At 37.3% G+C, this 18,101-nt stretch carries 16 protein-coding genes; 3 read left to right on the forward strand and 13 right to left on the reverse strand.

Annotation, left to right across the window (positions count from 1 at the left end):
• Positions 1-18 precede the first annotated feature (18 nt).
• From miaA to GILLI_RS15155, 7 genes are all read right to left on the reverse strand, one after another.
• Positions 19-933, reverse strand: a complete 915-nt coding sequence (gene miaA / locus GILLI_RS15125) for a tRNA (adenosine(37)-N6)-dimethylallyltransferase MiaA (RefSeq protein ID WP_006989994.1) — start codon at positions 931-933, stop codon at positions 19-21.
• The gene (locus GILLI_RS15130; RefSeq protein WP_006989995.1) at positions 923-1,750 is read right to left on the reverse strand and encodes an ion transporter; all 828 of its coding nucleotides are present in this window, start codon (positions 1,748-1,750) and stop codon (positions 923-925) included. The genes miaA and GILLI_RS15130 overlap by 11 nt, the downstream gene beginning before the upstream one ends.
• Before the next feature lie 154 nt (positions 1,751-1,904).
• The gene (locus GILLI_RS15135; protein WP_006989996.1) at positions 1,905-3,278 is read right to left on the reverse strand and encodes an exonuclease domain-containing protein; all 1,374 of its coding nucleotides are present in this window, start codon (positions 3,276-3,278) and stop codon (positions 1,905-1,907) included.
• 138 nt (positions 3,279-3,416) lie between these two features.
• Positions 3,417-4,064: a YggS family pyridoxal phosphate-dependent enzyme gene (locus GILLI_RS15140; protein WP_006989997.1), complete on the reverse strand. Its 648-nt coding sequence runs from the start codon at positions 4,062-4,064 to the stop codon at positions 3,417-3,419.
• Positions 4,065-4,116: 52 nt separating this feature from the next.
• Positions 4,117-5,352, reverse strand: a complete 1,236-nt coding sequence (locus GILLI_RS15145) for a DUF1015 domain-containing protein (protein ID WP_006989998.1) — start codon at positions 5,350-5,352, stop codon at positions 4,117-4,119.
• A gap of 164 nt (positions 5,353-5,516) precedes the next feature.
• Positions 5,517-6,407, reverse strand: coding sequence for a 3-hydroxyacyl-CoA dehydrogenase family protein (locus GILLI_RS15150; protein ID WP_006989999.1), 891 nt, complete (start codon positions 6,405-6,407; stop codon positions 5,517-5,519).
• 182 nt (positions 6,408-6,589) lie between these two features.
• Complete coding sequence (locus GILLI_RS15155; protein ID WP_006990000.1) at positions 6,590-7,555, reverse strand: Gfo/Idh/MocA family protein; 966 nt, start codon at positions 7,553-7,555, stop codon at positions 6,590-6,592.
• A gap of 156 nt (positions 7,556-7,711) precedes the next feature.
• Here GILLI_RS15155 and GILLI_RS15160 point away from each other — a divergent pair, with 156 nt between their 5' ends.
• Positions 7,712-8,353, forward strand: coding sequence for a protein-L-isoaspartate(D-aspartate) O-methyltransferase (locus GILLI_RS15160; RefSeq protein ID WP_006990001.1), 642 nt, complete (start codon positions 7,712-7,714; stop codon positions 8,351-8,353).
• A gap of 174 nt (positions 8,354-8,527) precedes the next feature.
• On the opposite strand, the gene GILLI_RS15165 is transcribed toward GILLI_RS15160, so the two are convergent.
• The 3 genes from GILLI_RS15165 to smpB form a co-directional block, all read right to left on the reverse strand.
• Positions 8,528-9,538 carry a hypothetical protein gene (locus GILLI_RS15165; protein ID WP_006990002.1) on the reverse strand — a complete coding sequence of 337 codons (1,011 nt, stop codon included), beginning with the start codon at positions 9,536-9,538 and terminating at the stop codon, positions 8,528-8,530.
• 418 nt (positions 9,539-9,956) lie between these two features.
• Positions 9,957-12,440: a DUF5686 and carboxypeptidase regulatory-like domain-containing protein gene (locus GILLI_RS15170; protein ID WP_006990003.1), complete on the reverse strand. Its 2,484-nt coding sequence runs from the start codon at positions 12,438-12,440 to the stop codon at positions 9,957-9,959.
• Positions 12,441-12,489: 49 nt separating this feature from the next.
• Positions 12,490-12,954 carry an SsrA-binding protein SmpB gene (gene smpB / locus GILLI_RS15175; protein WP_006990004.1) on the reverse strand — a complete coding sequence of 155 codons (465 nt, stop codon included), beginning with the start codon at positions 12,952-12,954 and terminating at the stop codon, positions 12,490-12,492.
• 259 nt (positions 12,955-13,213) lie between these two features.
• On the opposite strand from smpB, the gene GILLI_RS15185 reads away from it, so the two are divergent.
• Both GILLI_RS15185 and hemN read left to right on the forward strand, forming a co-directional pair.
• On the forward strand, positions 13,214-13,960 hold the full coding sequence (locus GILLI_RS15185; RefSeq protein WP_006990006.1) for a DUF6503 family protein: 747 nt from the start codon (positions 13,214-13,216) through the stop codon (positions 13,958-13,960).
• 288 nt (positions 13,961-14,248) lie between these two features.
• Entirely contained in the window at positions 14,249-15,619 is a 1,371-nt protein-coding gene (gene hemN, locus GILLI_RS15190) for an oxygen-independent coproporphyrinogen III oxidase (RefSeq protein WP_006990007.1), read from the forward strand.
• A gap of 112 nt (positions 15,620-15,731) precedes the next feature.
• Here the strand turns inward: hemN and GILLI_RS15195 are convergent, their stop codons facing one another.
• The 3 genes from GILLI_RS15195 to GILLI_RS15205 all read right to left on the reverse strand — a co-directional run bounded on the left by GILLI_RS15195 (position 15,732) and on the right by GILLI_RS15205 (position 17,745).
• Positions 15,732-16,196 carry a hemerythrin domain-containing protein gene (locus GILLI_RS15195; RefSeq protein ID WP_006990008.1) on the reverse strand — a complete coding sequence of 155 codons (465 nt, stop codon included), beginning with the start codon at positions 16,194-16,196 and terminating at the stop codon, positions 15,732-15,734.
• Between the two features lie 219 nt (positions 16,197-16,415).
• Positions 16,416-17,141: an iron-sulfur cluster repair di-iron protein gene (gene ric / locus GILLI_RS15200; protein WP_006990009.1), complete on the reverse strand. Its 726-nt coding sequence runs from the start codon at positions 17,139-17,141 to the stop codon at positions 16,416-16,418.
• A gap of 169 nt (positions 17,142-17,310) precedes the next feature.
• Positions 17,311-17,745 (reverse strand): RrF2 family transcriptional regulator, encoded by a 435-nt coding sequence (locus GILLI_RS15205; protein WP_006990010.1) that lies wholly within the window; start codon positions 17,743-17,745, stop codon positions 17,311-17,313.
• Positions 17,746-18,101: the final 356 nt, after the last annotated feature.

Consider the following 18,101-nt stretch of genomic DNA (forward strand, 5'->3'; position numbering starts at 1 on the left):
GATCAATTTTCAGTTCTTTCAATCCCTTGAAATTTCTGTCTTTACATAAGCAATGATCTCTTCGGGAGAAGTTTGATAATCGAACCAGTGAATATTTTCATCTTTTCTAAACCAGGTAAGCTGTCTTTTGGCAAATCGGCGGGTATTTTTTTTGATCTCTTCCACGGCTTCATCCAGGCTGAAGCTACCTTCTAAAAAAGCAAACAATTCCTTGTATCCAACCGTATTTAAAGCATTCAATTCACGTTTTGGATATAGGATTTGAACCTCTTCCAAAAGACCTTCAGCCATCATAGCATCTACTCTTAAATTGATACGTTCATAAATTTCTTCCCTGGGTGCGGTAAGTCCTATGGAGATTGTTTTAAAGGGTCGTTCTGGTTTTGGTTTGTCTAAAAAAGATAAAAAAGTTTTTCCTGTACCCAGACAGATCTCCAATGCCCGGATCACCCTATGCGGATTATTGGGATCTATCCTTTTATAAGCTATGGGATCCAGTTCTTGTAAACGGAGTTTTAAAGGATCCAGCCCTTCTTTTTCAAACTGTACATTTAGTTGAGCACGTATTTCGGGGTCTATTTCGGGAAAACTATCCAGGCCTTCCAGAAGGCTTTTTACATAAAGTCCGCTACCACCAACTAGAATGAGGATATCATACTTCTTAATTAAATCCTGGGTTTTAAGCAATGCCTCCCGTTCAAAATCTCCTACCGAATAAGCTTCTTCCACCTTTTTATGCTGAATAAAATGGTGAGCTGCTGCCGCGAGTTCTTCATCTGAAGGAACTGCGGTTCCTATTTTCATATCCTTGTAAAATTGCCGGGAATCTGCAGAGAGTATTTCGGTATTAAAAGCCCTTGCGAGCTCTATGCTTAAGGCGGTTTTTCCTATAGCGGTAGGACCTGTAATGCTTAAAAGAAATTTATTTTCCATTCATTTTATTTCCGCAGTTATGGCAAAATTCGGCTCCATCAAGATGTTTGGTTTCGTTACAGAAAGGGCAGGCCTGGGTATTGGTAGGAATTGTTTTATTCTTTGTAAATTCTGCACTTACTATCCCTGTAGGAACCGCTATAATGCCGTACCCCATGATCATAATAAATGAAGCTATAAACTGTCCCAGAGGAGTAACAGGATGAATATCTCCAAAGCCTACTGTAGTCAGAGTTACTATACACCAATAGATTGCTACTGGGATGCTTGTAAACCCATTTTCGGGGCCTTCAACAAGAAACATTACAGAGCCCATTATGACAGAGATAATAACCACAGCGAACAAAAATACTAAAATTTTTGGTCTACTATTTTTTAAGGCCCGTATCAGTTTATCCGATTCCCCTATATAACGGGTGATCTTTAAAATCCTGAATATTCGTAACAGCCTTAAGGCACGTACTGCAAAAAGCATGTTGTGTCCTCCCGATACAATAGCGATGTAAGAGGGAAGGGTGGAAAGAAGGTCTACAATCCCATAAAAACTGAAGATATATCTCTTTGGTTGTTTAATTGTGATAATCCTCAGGACATATTCTATGGTGAAAACGCCGGTAATGATCCATTCGGCTATATAGAATTCCATATAATAAGCCTGATTCAAATCGGCAATACTTTCCAGCATTACTAAGGCAATACTCAATAAAATTACCACGAGCAAAATAATATCAAATGCCCTTCCCATCTTGGTATCTGCCTCATAAATTATTTCATGAAGTCTGGATTTCCAATCTAATTTTTCTTCGGGTTCCTTCAAATTGTATACATTTTAGAAATCATTCAGGTTTTAATCTTTCCAATGAATTTAATCCCCTAATATTTCATCCAAATTCTGGTTATTTCTTCCTTTAATATATCTTTTGAGCTTGTTCTGGCCAATCGATTTTTTTCTGAATATCATTGAATCTACCTTAAACACTTTCTGAGAATTGTATGATTTTAAGCTTTTTGTTCCTTCTCAAATAACTCTGAATTATATGTCTAACATCCCGGTCATCCTTCATTGGAGTGATGATTGAACGTACAATATCGATATTATTAAGCTGATAATTCAAATTAAAGTAGCCAATTCCTCTGAAAATACCATCTTCTACCAAAAGTGCACTTTTCTCGTCTATATCCCTTCCACGGTCAATGATTAGCATATTTTGATCCTGGTAGCTGAATTTTGCAATCATTTCAAAAACCCTTTCATTGTATTCTGAAGGGGATTCTGCTTTAATGCAGGCACCTCTACATTTTTTTATGGAATAGTTGAAACAGTTTTCCTTACCGCTATGAAGGCCGGTTAAATGCAGGCACAGCTCATAATTCTCTACGATATTATACAAAACAGATTTAGCTTGTTGTAATCCGGTGAACGTGGTGATATTTTTTTTCCTGGCATCGGCTTTTCCTATTTTCAAATTGATATACCCATCCTCATCAGTGAACTTATAAAGCGCATAAGTAAAAATAGATCTTGTAAGTACCTTGTTATATTTGGGCTTATTGTGTTTTACTTCTTCATTTTCCTTCAAAAGGGCAATCAATTCGTTTCCCGTAGCTTCAAAACTTACCGAAGCAACTGCTTTTTGAATTTCCCTGGATTTATGGTGATCATTCGTAAAATGCTGATTCACCCTTTTTCTAATATTCTTGCTTTTTCCTATATAAATGATCTCACTTTCTTCATTGTGAAAATAATAAACCCCCGTTGTTGCCGGTAGTTCTTCGATCATTTGTATCAATTTTGTATCTAACTGCCGGGAAGGTTCATTTTTTACAGATTCTTTCAGGATATTCTTATCGAGATCCTTGCTAAGCAGCATTTTAAAAAGTTTTACCGTAGCCTGAGCATCCCCACTTGCCCTGTGACGATCACTTAGTGGAATCCCAAGTGCTCTAACCAATTTCCCAAGGCTATACGAATCCTGATCCGGGATAAGCTTTTTGGAAAGTTCTACCGTACAAAGTGTTTTTCTTTCAAAATTAAATCCCAATCTTCTAAACTCAAGCCTCAGGATTCGATGGTCAAATTTAGCATTATGAGCCACTACAATGCAATCACTGGTAATCTCCACAATTCGTTTTGCTACTTCAAAAAATTTAGGGGCATTGCGCAGCATCTCATTATTAATCCCGGTAAGTCCCACTACAAAGGGTTGTATAGGCTGCTCCGGATTTACAAGACTTATAAATTGATCTACTACCTTATGCCCATCAAATTTATAAACGGCAATTTCGGTAATTCCCTCTTCATTATATTTCCCACCGGTTGTTTCTATGTCTAAAATTGCGTACATAAAAGCCTCTTAATCCCTGAAGGGATACTTATTATTATTCAATGATTTTTTCATTTTATATAAACTCATTTTCATTTTCTTTTTTACCTTCCTCTCAATTAGGGATGACCTTTTACTCCCCTTTCTGGCTGTGGGCGCTTATCTTTCCCCAAATATAGCACTTCCAATGCGCACCATATTGCTTCCACATTCCACAGCGATTTTATAATCTCCGCTCATTCCCATAGAAAGTGTTTTCAATTCTTTGAAAGATTTCTGAAATTCATCAAATACCGATTTTAAATACTGAAACTCCTTTTTAACTTGTTCCTTATCGTCAGTAAAAGTAGCCATTCCCATAAGGCCGGTAACTTTTACGTTTTCCATTGCTGCTAATTTTTCAGATTTTAATATCTCCCCGGCTTCTTCGGTGCTAATTCCAAACTTTGAATCTTCATCGGCGATTTTAATCTGGAGCAGGCAATCGATCACCCGATTGTTTTTTTTAGCTTCCTTATCGATCTCTTTGAGTAATTTCAAGCTGTCTACAGCATGAATCAAGCCAACGTAAGGAGCCATATATTTCACCTTATTCCGCTGCACGTGACCTACCATATGCCAATCGATATCCTTGGGAAGCTCCTCCCATTTTTCGGTCATTTCCTGGATCTTATTCTCCCCAAATATTCTTTGTCCGGCGTGATACGCTTCCAGGAGATCATCATTAGGTTTGGTTTTAGAGATTGCTACCAGGCTAACATCGTTCAGTTCTGCTTTATATTTTTTTATGTTTTCTGAAATGTTCATTCTCTTTTTGATATAAACTATTAAAAATTTCGGACCTATTAAAAATCAGAATTTAAAATTCATAGATGGTTAATCCGCTTCTTAATTTTGGCTCTATATAGGTGCTTTTAGGCGGCATGATAAGACCTTCATCTGCCACTTTCTTGATTTCTTCAATGGTTAATGGCAACATTCCAAACCCAACAGTAAACCTACCACTGTCAATTTCAGATTTCATTTCTATAAGATCATTCTTACCGTGAATATAAGAAATCCGAAGGTCATTTCTTAGATCCTGAATACCTAATATAGGTTTCAAAAGCTTTTCATATAAAATATAAGTATCCAGAGTGCTTAAAGAATCCGTGAATTCATAATTGGTCTTCCGCAGAAAAAGGGAGTAGAATTCACCATCCAGATACATATTAAAATGATTTTTGGACTTGGGGGAATATAACTGGGAGCCTCTGTTTTCTATTCTAAATTGTTCATCTAACTGCATAAGGAATTCTTCTTTGCTCCAGCCATTTAGATCTGTTACCAACCGGCTAAATTCATAAATCTTCAATTTGCTTTCCGCAATTAGGAAACTCATAAAGTAATTGTAGGGTTCCTCTCCGGAATGCATTGGATTCTCCGCTTTAGATTCCTTTGAAAGTATATAGGACGAGGAGCAACGATGATGTCCATCTGCAATATAGAGGGCAGGCATTTTCTCGAATTCCCGTTTGATTTGTTCCACGATTTTCGGTTCACAAATAGTCCATAGAAAATGGGTTTCCTTATTGTGGGTGGTAAACTCATATTCGGGCCTGGTATTCATGGCTTCTTCAATAAGTTCGTCTATTACGGCAGAATCCGGATAGGTGAGCAAAACAGGTTCGGTATTAAAGCCAACGACTTTTAAATAATCTTTGAATAAATTTTCCCTAAAGGCAATGGTGTCTTCGTGTTTTTTAATGATATTATTTTCATAATCCTCCAGGCTGGCAGCCGCTATTATTCCAAAAAAGGAATCATTCCGGGTTACTATTTTATAGAAATAATAACAGGGAGCAGGATCTTTTATGAAGATTTCCTCTTCTTTGAATTCGAGGTAGCGGTTTTTAACCAGCTGAAAACGCTTTTCCCCGGTAATTTCATGTTGGAATTTATAACCGGGGTTTATGATATGCAAAAAGGAAAAAGGATTGTATTGAAGCTGGGCTTTGAGTTCCCCTTCGGTATAATCTTCATAAGGCCGGGATGCAACCAGGCCGGCTTTATCTTTTGTAGGTCTTACTGCCTTAAAGGGATTTATTTTTGCCAATTTTTTCTATTTACCTTTTCTGAAATTCCTTTGGAAAGTACCTTCTAATTTCCACACTTATAAGCATTAGGAACGAATATTCTGTTCCTTCCATTTCAAATTAATCAACCAGGGAATCTTCAGGCTTGTCTTCTAAGCACTGCTTTTTTATTCGGTTAAAATCGTTATTTGGAAAATTGTGCCGAAACTTTTTCGGCTTTTCTACTTTCTGAATAATCATAAAAACCTTCCCCAGATTTAATTCCAAGTTTTCCTGCCCTAACCATATTGGTAAGTAGAGGATTTGGAGCATATTTCGGATTTTTGAAGCCGTTATACATCACTTCCAGGATTGAATGACAAACATCCAGTCCAATGAAATCTGCCAGTTGAAGTGGTCCCATGAGGTGTGCCATTCCAAGTTTCATCACGGTGTCAATCTCATAAACCCCGGCAACACCTGTATACAAGGTTTCAATAGCTTCATTGATCATCGGCATCAAAATTCTGTTGGCAACGAATCCCGGATAATCATTCACTTCTACAGGAACTTTTTCCAATTTTTCGGAAAGATCCATAATGGTTTTGGTGACTTTATCGGAAGTGCTGTATCCTCGTATTATCTCTACCAGTTTCATCACAGGTACCGGATTCATGAAATGCATTCCTATTACCCGCTCCGGATTAGAAACTTCTGCGGCTATTTGGGTAATGGAAATGGAAGAGGTGTTTGTGGCAAGTATAGTATCATTGGAACAATTGGTGTCGAGTTGTTTGAAAACCTGTAATTTCAATTTTACATTTTCTGTAGCGGCTTCTATTACCAATCCAACATTTTTAACACCGGAGGGAATATCGATATGAGTGGTGATGTTTTTTAAAGTCGCTTTTTTATCTTCTGCAGAAATTTTTTCTTTGGCAACCATCCTATCCAGATTTTTACCGATGGTATCGATCCCGTTCTGAAGGTTTTCTTTTGAAATATCGATGAGGTTGACCTTAAATCCAAACTGGGCAAATGTATGTGCAATTCCGTTGCCCATAGTTCCTGCTCCTATTACTGCTATTTTCTTCATTCTAATTTATGTTTTAGGATACTGATATTTTATAATTCAGTTTCTGTTATTAATTAATTCCTTGATAGCCCATTCTTTTCGGGCGGGATTTCATCGAAATTCCGAATATTTCTTCCTTTTGCATAGCTTGTGAACTTGCTCCGCAATACTTGTCTTATTTAAAAAAAGATCCTTTCCGGGCCTTAATTTCTAAAACCTGCAATCACCTGGTTTGCCACTTTTAATGCTGCGGCTCCTTCTTCCAGGCTTACTATTGGGGTGGTGTTGTTTAGGATAGCATCTGCAAAAGTTTCCAGTTCCTCTAAAATCGCATTTTGCGCTTCTACTTTGGGATTGTCAAAATAGATTTGTTTTTTTACACCTTCAGCATTTTGCAAGATCATCGCGAAATCATCTGGTTTTTCAGGGGCGTTTTTCATTTTCACCACTTCGCATTTACGCTCAAGAAAATCTACTGAAATATAAGCATCTTTTTGAAAGAACCTTGATTTACGCATATTTTTCAGGGAGATCCTGCTGGCGGTTAAATTCGCTACACAGCCGTTTTCAAATTCGATCCTGGCATTTGCAATATCGGGTGTATCGCTAATTACGGAAACTCCACTGGCATTTATATTTTTCACTTTAGATTTTACCAGGCTAAGGATCACGTCTATGTCGTGAATCATAAGGTCCAGCACCACCGGCACATCCGTTCCCCGCGGATTGAACTCTGCCAGCCTGTGTGTCTCGATAAACATTGGGTTTTCAATTTTATGAGCAACGGCGCGAAAAGCAGGATTAAAACGCTCTACGTGGCCCACCTGTCCCTTAACTTTATGTTTTTTCGCGAGGTCTATGAGCTCCGAAGCTTCCTGAAAAGTAGAAGTTATGGGTTTTTCAATAAAAACGTGTTTTCCTGCGATAATGGTTTTTTTGGCAGCCTCAAAATGTGCAAAGGTTGGCGTCACTATGTCAATCATATCTACCGCATTGATTAACTCTTCAGCAGAATTAAAACTTTTATAACCAAATTCTTTTTCAACTGCAGCGGCGGTTTCTTTATTGTCATCATAAAAACCAACCAGTTTATATTTTGAGGATTCTTTTAGAAGTTTTAAATGGATCTTTCCCAGGTGACCTGCACCAAATACGCCAGCTTTAAGCATTATATTACATTTTTCACAAAAATAGCATTTCTTGAGTTAAAGCCAATATCATTTTGATTGTTATTGGTTTAGGACATTCGTTAAATAAAAACTAAAACGAAGCTTGAACCCTAGGGTTTCTTTGAGTATTTTTATCCCGTAAAAGTTAAAACCGTTTTGAAAGATACATTTAAGCATAAGGGGAAAAGACAACAATTGGCGGCTATCGTGGAGGCTAAAGGTGTGAAAGATAAAAAAGTGCTGGAAGCGATTAAAAACATTCCCAGGCATTTGTTCATGGACAGCAGTTTTGAGGATCACGCTTATCAGGATAAAGCCTTTCCAATAGCTGCAGATCAAACCATCTCCCAACCCTATACGGTTGCCTTTCAAAGCGAGTTGCTCGAGATCAAAAAAGGCGAAACCATACTTGAAATAGGAACGGGGAGTGGCTATCAAACTGCAGTTCTATGTGAACTTGGAGCCAAAGTGTATAGCATAGAACGCCAACAGGAATTGTATAAAAAAACCAAACTTTTTCTTTCAAAAATTGGATATCGACCAAAATTCCTGAGTTTTGGAGATGGCTATAAAGGTCTTCCGGAATATGCTCCTTTCGATAAAATAATAGTTACAGCAGGAGCACCTTTTGTTCCGAAAGCTTTACTGTCACAGTTAAAAGTAGGAGGGAGAATGGTGATCCCTGTAGGTGATAACGTGCAGGTGATGACCTTATACATTCGGAAATCCGCAAAAGAGTTCGAGAAAAGAGAATATGGGGATTTTCGTTTTGTTCCATTGCTGGAAGATAAGAACTAATTTTTATTCCTCATGGAAGGTTTAATCCCCCATCCCGTTCGGGCGGGATTGCCCAGAGATTATTGATTAAATAGGTTTCACAAAAAAAGGTTCAGCCTTCAAAATTTTTTTACCCTTTTACCAAAGCACAATATCACCGCACTAAATATCAATGCTGCAGACTTGCTTTAAATTTCAAGGTGTGTCAAATAAAATGGGACTGTCTTTCAAAGAACAGTTTCCTTCCCGGAAATGATAATATTCCAAATAGGTTTCTTCATCAAATAGCGCTTTCACGTCTTCGTCTGTTAGCACGCCTTTTCTTATAATAGTATTTACCGGTTCATAATCCAATAAGGTTATTTCAACATAATATTCATCTGGTCCCGGACCGTCGGGTAAGGAAATACATAAAGGAACTGCAGCAGTGTCTGCATAATCCTCATAATCTGTAACCACAATGGCACTTTCCAGGTCCAGGTACAAAGGATCTCCGGCTGGATTTAAGGGGTCTCCACTATAGTCCCATACGCTTAGGTTATACCTCACGGCCTCTGCGTGTCTGCCGTTTTCAAAACAATAATTTCCAAAAATGCAAAACTCAATAACCTGGACTCCGTTCAGTTCAAAAAACATATAGCCATATTGGTTTACCTCACGATCATCAAAACATAAAACTTCTATTTGAACCTGTTTTTGCACCCCAGCCCTAAGATTGATTTCCATTGGCAGCGGGTTTTCCATTAAATCTGAAAAACTCCCCGGGGTTTCGCTCTGTGTCGGAGCAATCCAAATGATCACTTCCTCGGCATCCAGAAGGGTGAAATATTCTAAAAAATAGGTTCCGGGTGTAAGATCAAGGGCAGTGGTTTCCTCGGTGAAATATTCAACATTCCCATCATTATTAGTATCTATAGGATTTGGATTAACACGAATTCTTAAAGGCTCATCCATAGTTCCTGCCATAGGTACTCCATTTTTTGTGAGAATAATATCGGCAAAAGTCGGCGTTGATGAAACACAGCGAAGGAAATCAACAGACTCCTGTTTACTACCCTGCAGGGAAACCTGATTATTCAAAAATGCTCCAAAGGAAATACCTGACTTTTCAACAGGAGTTTCGACGGGATTTTCTTCTGAACTGCAGGAAGATAAAAGAAATGTAATACTGAGTAAGATTATTCCAGAAAATAGAGATCTTTTCATAGTTGTTAGATTAGATTAATGCTATCCATTGGTTTTATTCCTAAAAACCCACCCGTCCCGATCGGGCAAGATTTCATAGAAATACTGGATATTTTTTCTTTAAACATACCCGTATACTTTTTCCAGGATTATTGATTTATGATTTTATTTCAATAAAAAACTATCACGGCGTTGCCATGATTTTAAGGAATTACTACTCAAAAATATTTAAACGTAACCAAAGGGGAAATACTCGTAGGGAAGATTAGTTCTTAATTAAATTTAGATTTGTTTTGAAGGCAAAACAATACCTGAAAACCCTTAGTTTGGGTCTGTTTTCTTGGCAGCAAATGAACACCATTAGGATTTAGGATAAAGAATTAAGAAAAAATAGATTTGGAAAGGATATAGCGGGTGGTATAGAGTCTTAGCCAATTTATTACTCAAAAACCCCCAGGAACTTCAAGCCGAAAATAAAAGCTCCCTGCCTGTTTCCTTCAAAATTGGAAATAACATAATCCAGTCGTAACAGGCGGTATTTTCCGAAGCCCAGATTGTCAATTCCCAAGGAGTATTCGGAATAGGGTTTGTTGTTTTCAGTTGAAAGAAAATGCGCTCCCAGGATGAGGTTGTAATTTAGTTGATTAATTCCCGGGATCTTCCCAAGGACCCAACCTTTAAAATCCTGTTCAAAATGACTCTCAAAATAACTTTTATTAGTACTTAGCGCATAATAGGGTAGAAGATTAAATTTGTTGTTATAATTGCCATTCCCAATCCTGGTTTGATTTCCGTTAAAATGCTGGTAATCTAAAAACGCGATATTTCCCGTATTTAAAAATGTCCCGGCCTTTAAATTATAGCTAAAAGTCCCCTTGTTTCCTAAACTCACCTCCTGAATAATTGCCGCCCGAAGCTGGTCAAAATTATAATTCTTGACATCTGCGCCAAATCCTTTTTCATAAGCCAGGTAGAGTGTAGGGAATCTATTGGAACTCATGTTGAATTTACCGTTGGGATAACTCATATAATTCTGCGCAAAATCTATTTTGGCGACAAGATTAAGCTTGAAAATTTGATGGTCTTCGAAGGGAATAGAACCAAAATTATCTGGTTTTAACGGATTATTGGAGGTATAATCTATTCCATCCCGGTTTATCCAGGATTGATTTGTAGTATTTAAAAGTGCAGACCGATCCTGGTAACTGATGTCCGACGTCAATTGGAACCCGTTAAAAAGCTCTTGTTGAAACCCGATCGCTACAAACTTTTTCTCGTATAATTTTAAATAATTTCGTTGAAAAAACAGGCTCGTAATATCGTTGATCCTTTCTGAAATAGGTTCGGTAGTATTGATTTGTTCAGTTTTAACACCTCCCGAAATCGTTAAAACAGGTTTTGAGAAATTGTTAAACTTTTTCTGAAAAAGACCGTTGAATCTCAGCTTATCGTCACCAAAACCATAATTTACCGAACCAAACAATCGCCAGAATTTCCCAAAATTCTCATCCTGATTTTGCCGGAAACCTATATTTACCGAGGTATTCCAGCCCTGAACCGTATTAAAATGAGTGCCGAAAAGCGGGGAAGAAATGCTGACATTTTGTTTTTTATAGGAGTTGCTGAAGCTGTATCCAAAAGCCAGATTGGAAATGTTGAATTTGTTTTGAACCCTGTCTACAGAATCAAGATAGGTTTTAGAATTTCGCAATTCCTGGATACTGTCTTTTTTGATATAATCTGAAAGCTCTTCTGCGGTAAGTGGAACCGGCCTGATAGTTTTCCAGTAGAGAGAATCTTTTTTATTGGCTGCATCAGCAAAGGTCAATACCTCGCGGGTAAAGGTTTTGTTGTCAAAACCGGGATCAAAATTATAATTGCTGTAAACCGCGGTAAACCTTCCATCTCCGGAAATACCAAACATCGCGAAACTGAAATCTACGGTTTGTGATATCTTGATCCAGAATTTGTTTGCTTCAGAATATTTGAAGTTTTGAGTGAATGTAAGGGTTTCAATTGGTTCAAACTGGATTGCTTTTCCGGTAGTATTAAGAGCTAGTCCATAGATTTGCCAGGAATCTTCAACGATATAAATTAGGCCATAAAACACCCTGTCTTTCGGGCGTTTGGGAGTTACCCGTATCTTGTTGATCATTTGTCCCGATTCATCGTAAAACACCCCTTCCAGCTTATAGGTGTAATAATTGAAGGCATAATCGGCTATTGGAGATACAAGTTTAGCATTTAGATCTATGGTGTTTTCATAATATGAAAATTCCGATTCACGGGCAGAATTCAGGCTGAATCCATTATCATTTCCACTAACTTTTGAGGCCAGGATCTTTTCTTTGAAATCATTGGGAGCATAATAGTTGATCTTAGAAATGGTCTCGCTTAAATAAACGATTCCGCTACGCGTAGAATCCAGGCCACCGCCTAAATCACCAATATCCTGGCCTAATATCTTTTCCGGGGCATTTTTGATTCGCCAAAGGCCTCGTGAGTAATAATCTGCCGAATATTGTTTGATTTTTGCAAGGTTTTGATTCCGTTGATCGATTGTTTTCCGGATTATCTGGTCGGCCGGATTTTCATTCGAATTTATAGTGACTTCATCAAGATTGGTAGTAGTTGCGGTGAGTATAATATCCTGGCGAAAAGGAAAAATTTCCAATTTTATTTTCTTCCGAAGGGTTTCAAATCCCAAAAACTGATACACCAGGTTATATTCCCCTTTTTCTGATATCTTGAGCGCATAATCCCCGTCTTCATTGGTGGTAGTTCCAAATTTTCCATCTTCGGTATAAATATTCACATAGGGGAGTGGCTCATTTTCAGTATTGGTAACTTTTCCAGTAAGCTGAGAAAAGCTCCAGTTGAATATTAAAAAGAATGGAATAAAAAGCGTGATTTTACCGATCATTATTCTTGAATTACTTCAGCAAAATAGCTATTTATAAAAGGATGGAGGATTAATTGAAATCTTTCTTGATGCGGTCCAGCCTGCGTTTGCTATCCCGGTCCTTGATTGTTTCGCGTTTATCGAAGAGTTTTTTACCCTTTGCCAGGGCAATCTGTAATTTCGCCAGTCCGCGGTCATTGATAAATAAGCGTAGCGGGACAATGGTAAGTCCGGAATTTTTGACTTCCTTTTCAAGTTTATTTAGTTCGCGTCGCTTCATTAAAAGCTTGCGCGCGCTTTTTGGGTCGTGGTTAAAATGGGATGCATGCGAATATTCTTCCACCGTCATATTGATCACGAAGAGTTCATTATTCTGAAATTCACAAAAACTTTCAGCAATAGAAGCTTTTCCAAGTCGGATGGCTTTTATTTCGGTTCCCGAAAGCTTGATCCCCGCGATAAATTTATCCAGGATCTCAAATTCAAACCTGGCTTTTCGGTTCTTGATGTTGATGTTATTGGTACTCTTTTTCATACGTACGCAAAAATAGGAAGCTTTCTTTAGAAACACCTATAATGTAATTGTAAATTTTGGTGCTCATCAAATTAATGAATTCAAAAATATCAGTTTCTCCCTTCCTTCTGTTTTTTACTGTCATTTTAGTACCTTTGAGGCAATATTGATAAAAATATATAAAAACATCCATTAAAAAAATTTTCTCATACGGGGAATGATTATATGAATGTTACTCCCGATAGCTATCGTGAGTCCGCTAAAACAATAAAATAAACAGATGAAATATTTCATATTACTTTTTGTTACGGTTTTTTTTATTTCCTGCCAGGAAGAGAAAAATGAGATCACAGCAGAAGAAATCATTGATAAAACAATTGAAAATGCGGGAGGAGCTAAGTATCTAAAGGCAACCATCGATTTTAAATTCAGGGATCATACCTATAAAAGCATTCGAAACGGTGGAGAATTTCACCTGGAAAGAATGATTTTGGATTCTACAGATACAAGTTACAGGGATGTGGTAAATAACACCGGGTACCAACGTTTTAGAAATGACAGTTTGATAAAAGTTCCGGATTCTATGGCAACGCGCTATACAAGCAGCGTAAATTCTGTGCATTATTTTGCACATTTACCTTATGGTTTGAATGATAAGGCCGTTAACAAAGACTTGGTTGAGGAAGCGGAAATAGCCGGAGCGCCATATTACGAGGTGAAAATAACCTTTAAGCAGGAAGGTGGCGGTGCCGATCATCATGATGTTTTTATGTACTGGATCCATAAAAATGATTTTACAATAGATTATCTCGCGTATAAATTTCAGGTTGATGATGGCGGTATCCGATTTAGAAAGGCCTTTAATCAACGGGTGATTGATGGGATCCGTTTTGCGGATTATGAGAATTATAAGATAGATGATTTTAGTACCCCTCTTGAAGATCTTGATGAATTATATGAAGCAGGAAAACTAGAGTTCCTGTCTACTATTGAAACAGAAAACATCAAAGTGAAAATCAAGTCCTAATACCAGGTTTTTACTATAAATACACAGGGGATTATATTTAGGTGTCTGCCTTTCTTGCTTTTTACTGAAGTAAGCACCCTGGTCATTTTGCTTTGAAATTTCCAATTCTGGATATTCTTCCCTTGGAATAGCGCGAAAATATTCTACGCGCTAATTAGTTCTCTATCTATATGAGAAAAAGGATCAGGAATGAATAAAAGTTCTTCTGAAATATGATGGTCATCATCTAAAATCCAACTAAGATTTTTGAAATTTGCTTTCTTAAAATTTCATTTTCAAAGCAGTTCTATGGGTACCAAAAAAAGTCTTATTCAAAAATATAACATTCCCGGCCCCAGATATACCAGTTATCCAACGGTTCCGTTTTGGGATGAAGATGGCGTAACGATGAAAAACTGGATCTCCACGCTTCAGAGATCTTTTGAAGAAAGCAATCAGGAAGAAGGGATTAGTCTTTATATACATTTACCTTTTTGTGAAAACCTTTGTACTTTTTGCGGCTGCCATAAACGCATTACCAAGAGACATAGCGTCGAAGAACCTTATATAGATACTGTTCTTAAGGAATGGAATTTATATTGTGCAATTTTAGGCGAAAAACCCAAAATAAAGGAAATTCATTTAGGAGGTGGAACCCCCACTTTCTTTAGTCCGGAAAATCTGAAAAAGCTTATTGACGGGATCTTTAAAAAAGCTGAAAAACATGTCGATGCCGAATTTAGTTTTGAGGGTCACCCAAATAATACTTCTGGCGTACACCAACAAACCTTATTTGATCTTGGTTTTAAAAGAAGCAGTTTTGGGGTGCAGGATTATAATCTCAAGGTTCAGCAAACTATCAACAGAATTCAGCCTTTCAGCAATGTGAAGGCGGTGACAGAGGCTTCCAGGAAAATAGGATATACTTCAGTTAGTCACGACCTTATTTTTGGTTTGCCACATCAAACCAAGGCATGCATTATTGACACTATTGAAAAAACCAGCCAGTTAAAACCGGACAGAATCGCTTTCTATAGTTACGCCCACGTGCCGTGGATTAAAGGAGTAGGACAACGGGGATATGACGAAAAAGACCTTCCGGATGCTGACGAAAAACGGCTTTTATACGAAACAGGAAAAAGCCTTTTAACCAAATTGGGCTACGTTGAAATAGGGATGGATCATTTCGCATTAAAAACAGATTCTATGTATAAGGCGATGAAGGATAAAAAACTTCACCGAAATTTTATGGGATATTCTGCCAGCAAGACACAGCTTATGATTGGCCTTGGAATGAGTGCAATTAGCGATTCCTGGTACAGTTTTGCACAGAATGTGAAAAGTGTGGAGGAATATACAGAAATGGTAAACAAAGGAGAATTACCGCTTTTGAGAGGACATTTGCTCACTGAGGAAGATCTGGTAGTAAGGAAACATATCCTGAATATCATGTGTAATTTTGAGACTTCCTGGGAGAGCGATGAGATGAAGTTTCCGGAGCTGGAAGCTTGCTTAGAAAAATTAAGGGAGATGGAGGTTGATAACCTGGTAGAAATAACTTCCAACTCATTAAAACTGAAAGAGGAAGCCCGGCCATTTGTGAGAAATGTGTGTATGGCATTTGATCTTCGGTTAATTAGGAATCAGCCAAAAACCCGGATATTTTCTATGACGATCTAGAAGTAATCCTGACAGTGGATTTAGGGCTCTTTTTCATAGCTGGTGAGCTCTCGCGTTGAGTTAATTGATAAACCTGAAAATATCAGTCTAAATAAAGGGATTAAACCAGAACCTATTTCCAGAATTCATCTTCGGTATTTTCCAGAAATTTCTCATTGGTATGATTTTGTGCAACCAGATCCAATTCTGTAGCAGTCGCCAGGTTCTGGATTTCCTGAAACAAAATACGCTCCTCAAACCTAATGTGTTGTTCCAGTTCTTCTTCAATCAGGCTCAAATTTTCGATAAGATTTATTTTTGCTTCAAAAAGTCGCTTTAATCTGCGATGCTCTGCCAGGGCTTTTTTTATCAGTTCGTGATCATTGCCTAAAATGGGAAACAGCAAGGATTCTTCCAGTTCAAAATGTGGGATTAAATGCGTTTTGAAAAACCAATTGGTGTAATTTTTCATCCTTTCCGGAGCTACATTTTTACTTATCCCTTTTCTTATTTTCCAACAAAGCAGCAGTCCTTGATGATGGTCATGGCTTACCGGTTGAAGGGCTTTATCTCTTTTTAAAGGTTTTGTTTGTTTCATATTTATATTCTAAATGAGCATTTTTCAGATTGCAGGATCACATTCTGAACCTTGCCAGGAAAAGGATCTAACCCTTTCCTACAAGCTTTATAGAAGATGCTTTTTCAGGTTGATGAAAGAATTGAATTTTATGCATTTACTGGAAAGTTAGAGTTTTAATGTTTGTAAATAGAAAAATTATGTGAGGATTTTTTAAATCCTCACATATATCAGGTTCTTTTAACCCCTTAATTCTTTTTCCAGCGCTATGGCCTTGGGAAATAAAATATTATTTTCCAGGTGTATATGCAATTGCAGGTCTTCTTCAAATTCTTTTAATAATGAGAAAGTGACCCGATAGGTATTGCAGGCATCGGAAGGAACCTGGTAATTATTGGTCAAACCGGCAATTTTTCTAAAACGAGCTCCTTCAACATCGTGTTCCTCTTTCATCATTTCAACTGGATTTTCTACTGTTCCAAAGTTTGGAAGTGGAATTTCTTTTTCCTCCTGTTTGGCTTCAACCATTTTTTTTATGAAAGGAAAGAGGATCAATTCCTCTTTTTTCATATGAGCCGCAAGTTCACCAACAGATGCCTTAAATTGTTCTGTTATTTCGAATAATTCATTATGCCTTGATCCATGAACTTTACATAATTTTTCCAGATAAGGAACTATCTCAGAAGATCTTGTTGCTACATACCTGTGATGTTTTTTAATGATATAATCTGCGAGTAAATCCAAAGGCCAGGTTTTATAATCATTTGATCTTCCGGTGCTGGCCTGTTGCAACGTAGCTATTTCTGTTAAGAGTTCATCCAGAGGAATACTTCCAGATTCACAAACTGTTTCAATACTGCGATTTCCATTGCAGCAAAAATCGATCTTATGATTTTTGAAAATTTGAGCTGTTCTATAATCTTCAGCTACCAATTCTCCAACGATTTTTTCTTTTGTAATTGTCATAATTGTAAATTTTAGATATTTAAATTGATATTTACCTCCCTAAAATTCGAACCCCGGGAGATTTTAAAAGGGTTTTTATAATGGATTTTTATAGAAATTGGTCATAAATCAAGTTGTTCTCATAAATAGGAATTTAATACCTTTTTATCTATGATAGGGGTAAATTTTTTTATCTTTTTAAAAATGTAAGTCCAACTTCCAGTCCGGTGGCCAATTCATAAATACTTGTTTCACTGGACATCTTTTTCAGGTTATCCCGTATTTCCTTAAATTGAAAATGCACCGGACAGGGAAAATCTTCATTGCATTCTTTTAAGCCCAATCCGCATCCGTTGAATATTTTATCACTATCAATTGCAGATACGATATGGATTAATTTAATGGAGTCTATATCTTTTTTATTTATTTCAAATCCTCCCGTAGGTCCTTTCACAGAATTTATAATGTCATTTTTTGCAAGTTGTTGAAGAATCTTTGCTGTAAATGCTACGGGAGAATCGATCTCCTTAGAGATCTCCTTCAGGTTTACCCTGTTTCCCTGCAAGGATTGCATCGCTATATAAATAGTAGCTCTAATTCCGTATTCACATGCTTTTGAAAACATTTCTTCTGAAGGTTTGCTGCAAATATAGGAAGATAATTGTTTATTAGGATAAATTTGTCTTATTTAAATCCCTCATTGAGGGTTTAATTCCCCGTCCCGATATCTATCGGGATGCCCGAAATGAATTTCATTCAGGCGGGCTTGCCTCGAGTTTTTAAAAATATTTTCCAATTCATACCTCGTGGGCCCGCCCGTACCGTTCGGGCGGGCTTGCCCCGAGGTCCTTGATTTCAGTCCTTTTTACAATTGTTCATACTCTGAATTATAAAGTAGTGGAATAAGGTTAATTCTTTTTTAAAAGACAAGGCTCTAAAAATTATATAAGTTATCTTTAAGATTCACGGAATAATTTTGTT

This window comes from Gillisia limnaea DSM 15749 (genome assembly GCF_000243235.1).
GTDB lineage: Bacteria > Bacteroidota > Bacteroidia > Flavobacteriales > Flavobacteriaceae > Gillisia > Gillisia limnaea.

Bases quoted from the DNA above. Each gene is read 5' to 3' on its own strand.
- miaA (WP_006989994.1), bottom strand. From the start codon at position 933: ATGGAAAATAAATTTCTTTTAAGCATTACAGGTCCTACCGCTATAGGA.
- GILLI_RS15135 (WP_006989996.1), bottom strand. From the start codon at position 3,278: ATGTACGCAATTTTAGACATAGAAACAACCGGTGGGAAATATAATGAA.
- GILLI_RS15140 (WP_006989997.1), bottom strand. From the start codon at position 4,064: ATGAACATTTCAGAAAACATAAAAAAATATAAAGCAGAACTGAACGAT.
- GILLI_RS15150 (WP_006989999.1), bottom strand. From the start codon at position 6,407: ATGAAGAAAATAGCAGTAATAGGAGCAGGAACTATGGGCAACGGAATT.
- GILLI_RS15155 (WP_006990000.1), bottom strand. From the start codon at position 7,555: ATGCTTAAAGCTGGCGTATTTGGTGCAGGTCACCTGGGAAAGATCCAT.
- GILLI_RS15165 (WP_006990002.1), bottom strand. From the start codon at position 9,538: ATGAAAAGATCTCTATTTTCTGGAATAATCTTACTCAGTATTACATTT.
- GILLI_RS15170 (WP_006990003.1), bottom strand. From the start codon at position 12,440: ATGATCGGTAAAATCACGCTTTTTATTCCATTCTTTTTAATATTCAAC.
- smpB (WP_006990004.1), bottom strand. From the start codon at position 12,954: ATGAAAAAGAGTACCAATAACATCAACATCAAGAACCGAAAAGCCAGG.
- GILLI_RS15185 (WP_006990006.1), top strand. From the start codon at position 13,214: ATGAAATATTTCATATTACTTTTTGTTACGGTTTTTTTTATTTCCTGC.
- hemN (WP_006990007.1), top strand. From the start codon at position 14,249: ATGGGTACCAAAAAAAGTCTTATTCAAAAATATAACATTCCCGGCCCC.
- GILLI_RS15195 (WP_006990008.1), bottom strand. From the start codon at position 16,196: ATGAAACAAACAAAACCTTTAAAAAGAGATAAAGCCCTTCAACCGGTA.
- ric (WP_006990009.1), bottom strand. From the start codon at position 17,141: ATGACAATTACAAAAGAAAAAATCGTTGGAGAATTGGTAGCTGAAGAT.
- GILLI_RS15205 (WP_006990010.1), bottom strand. From the start codon at position 17,745: ATGTTTTCAAAAGCATGTGAATACGGAATTAGAGCTACTATTTATATA.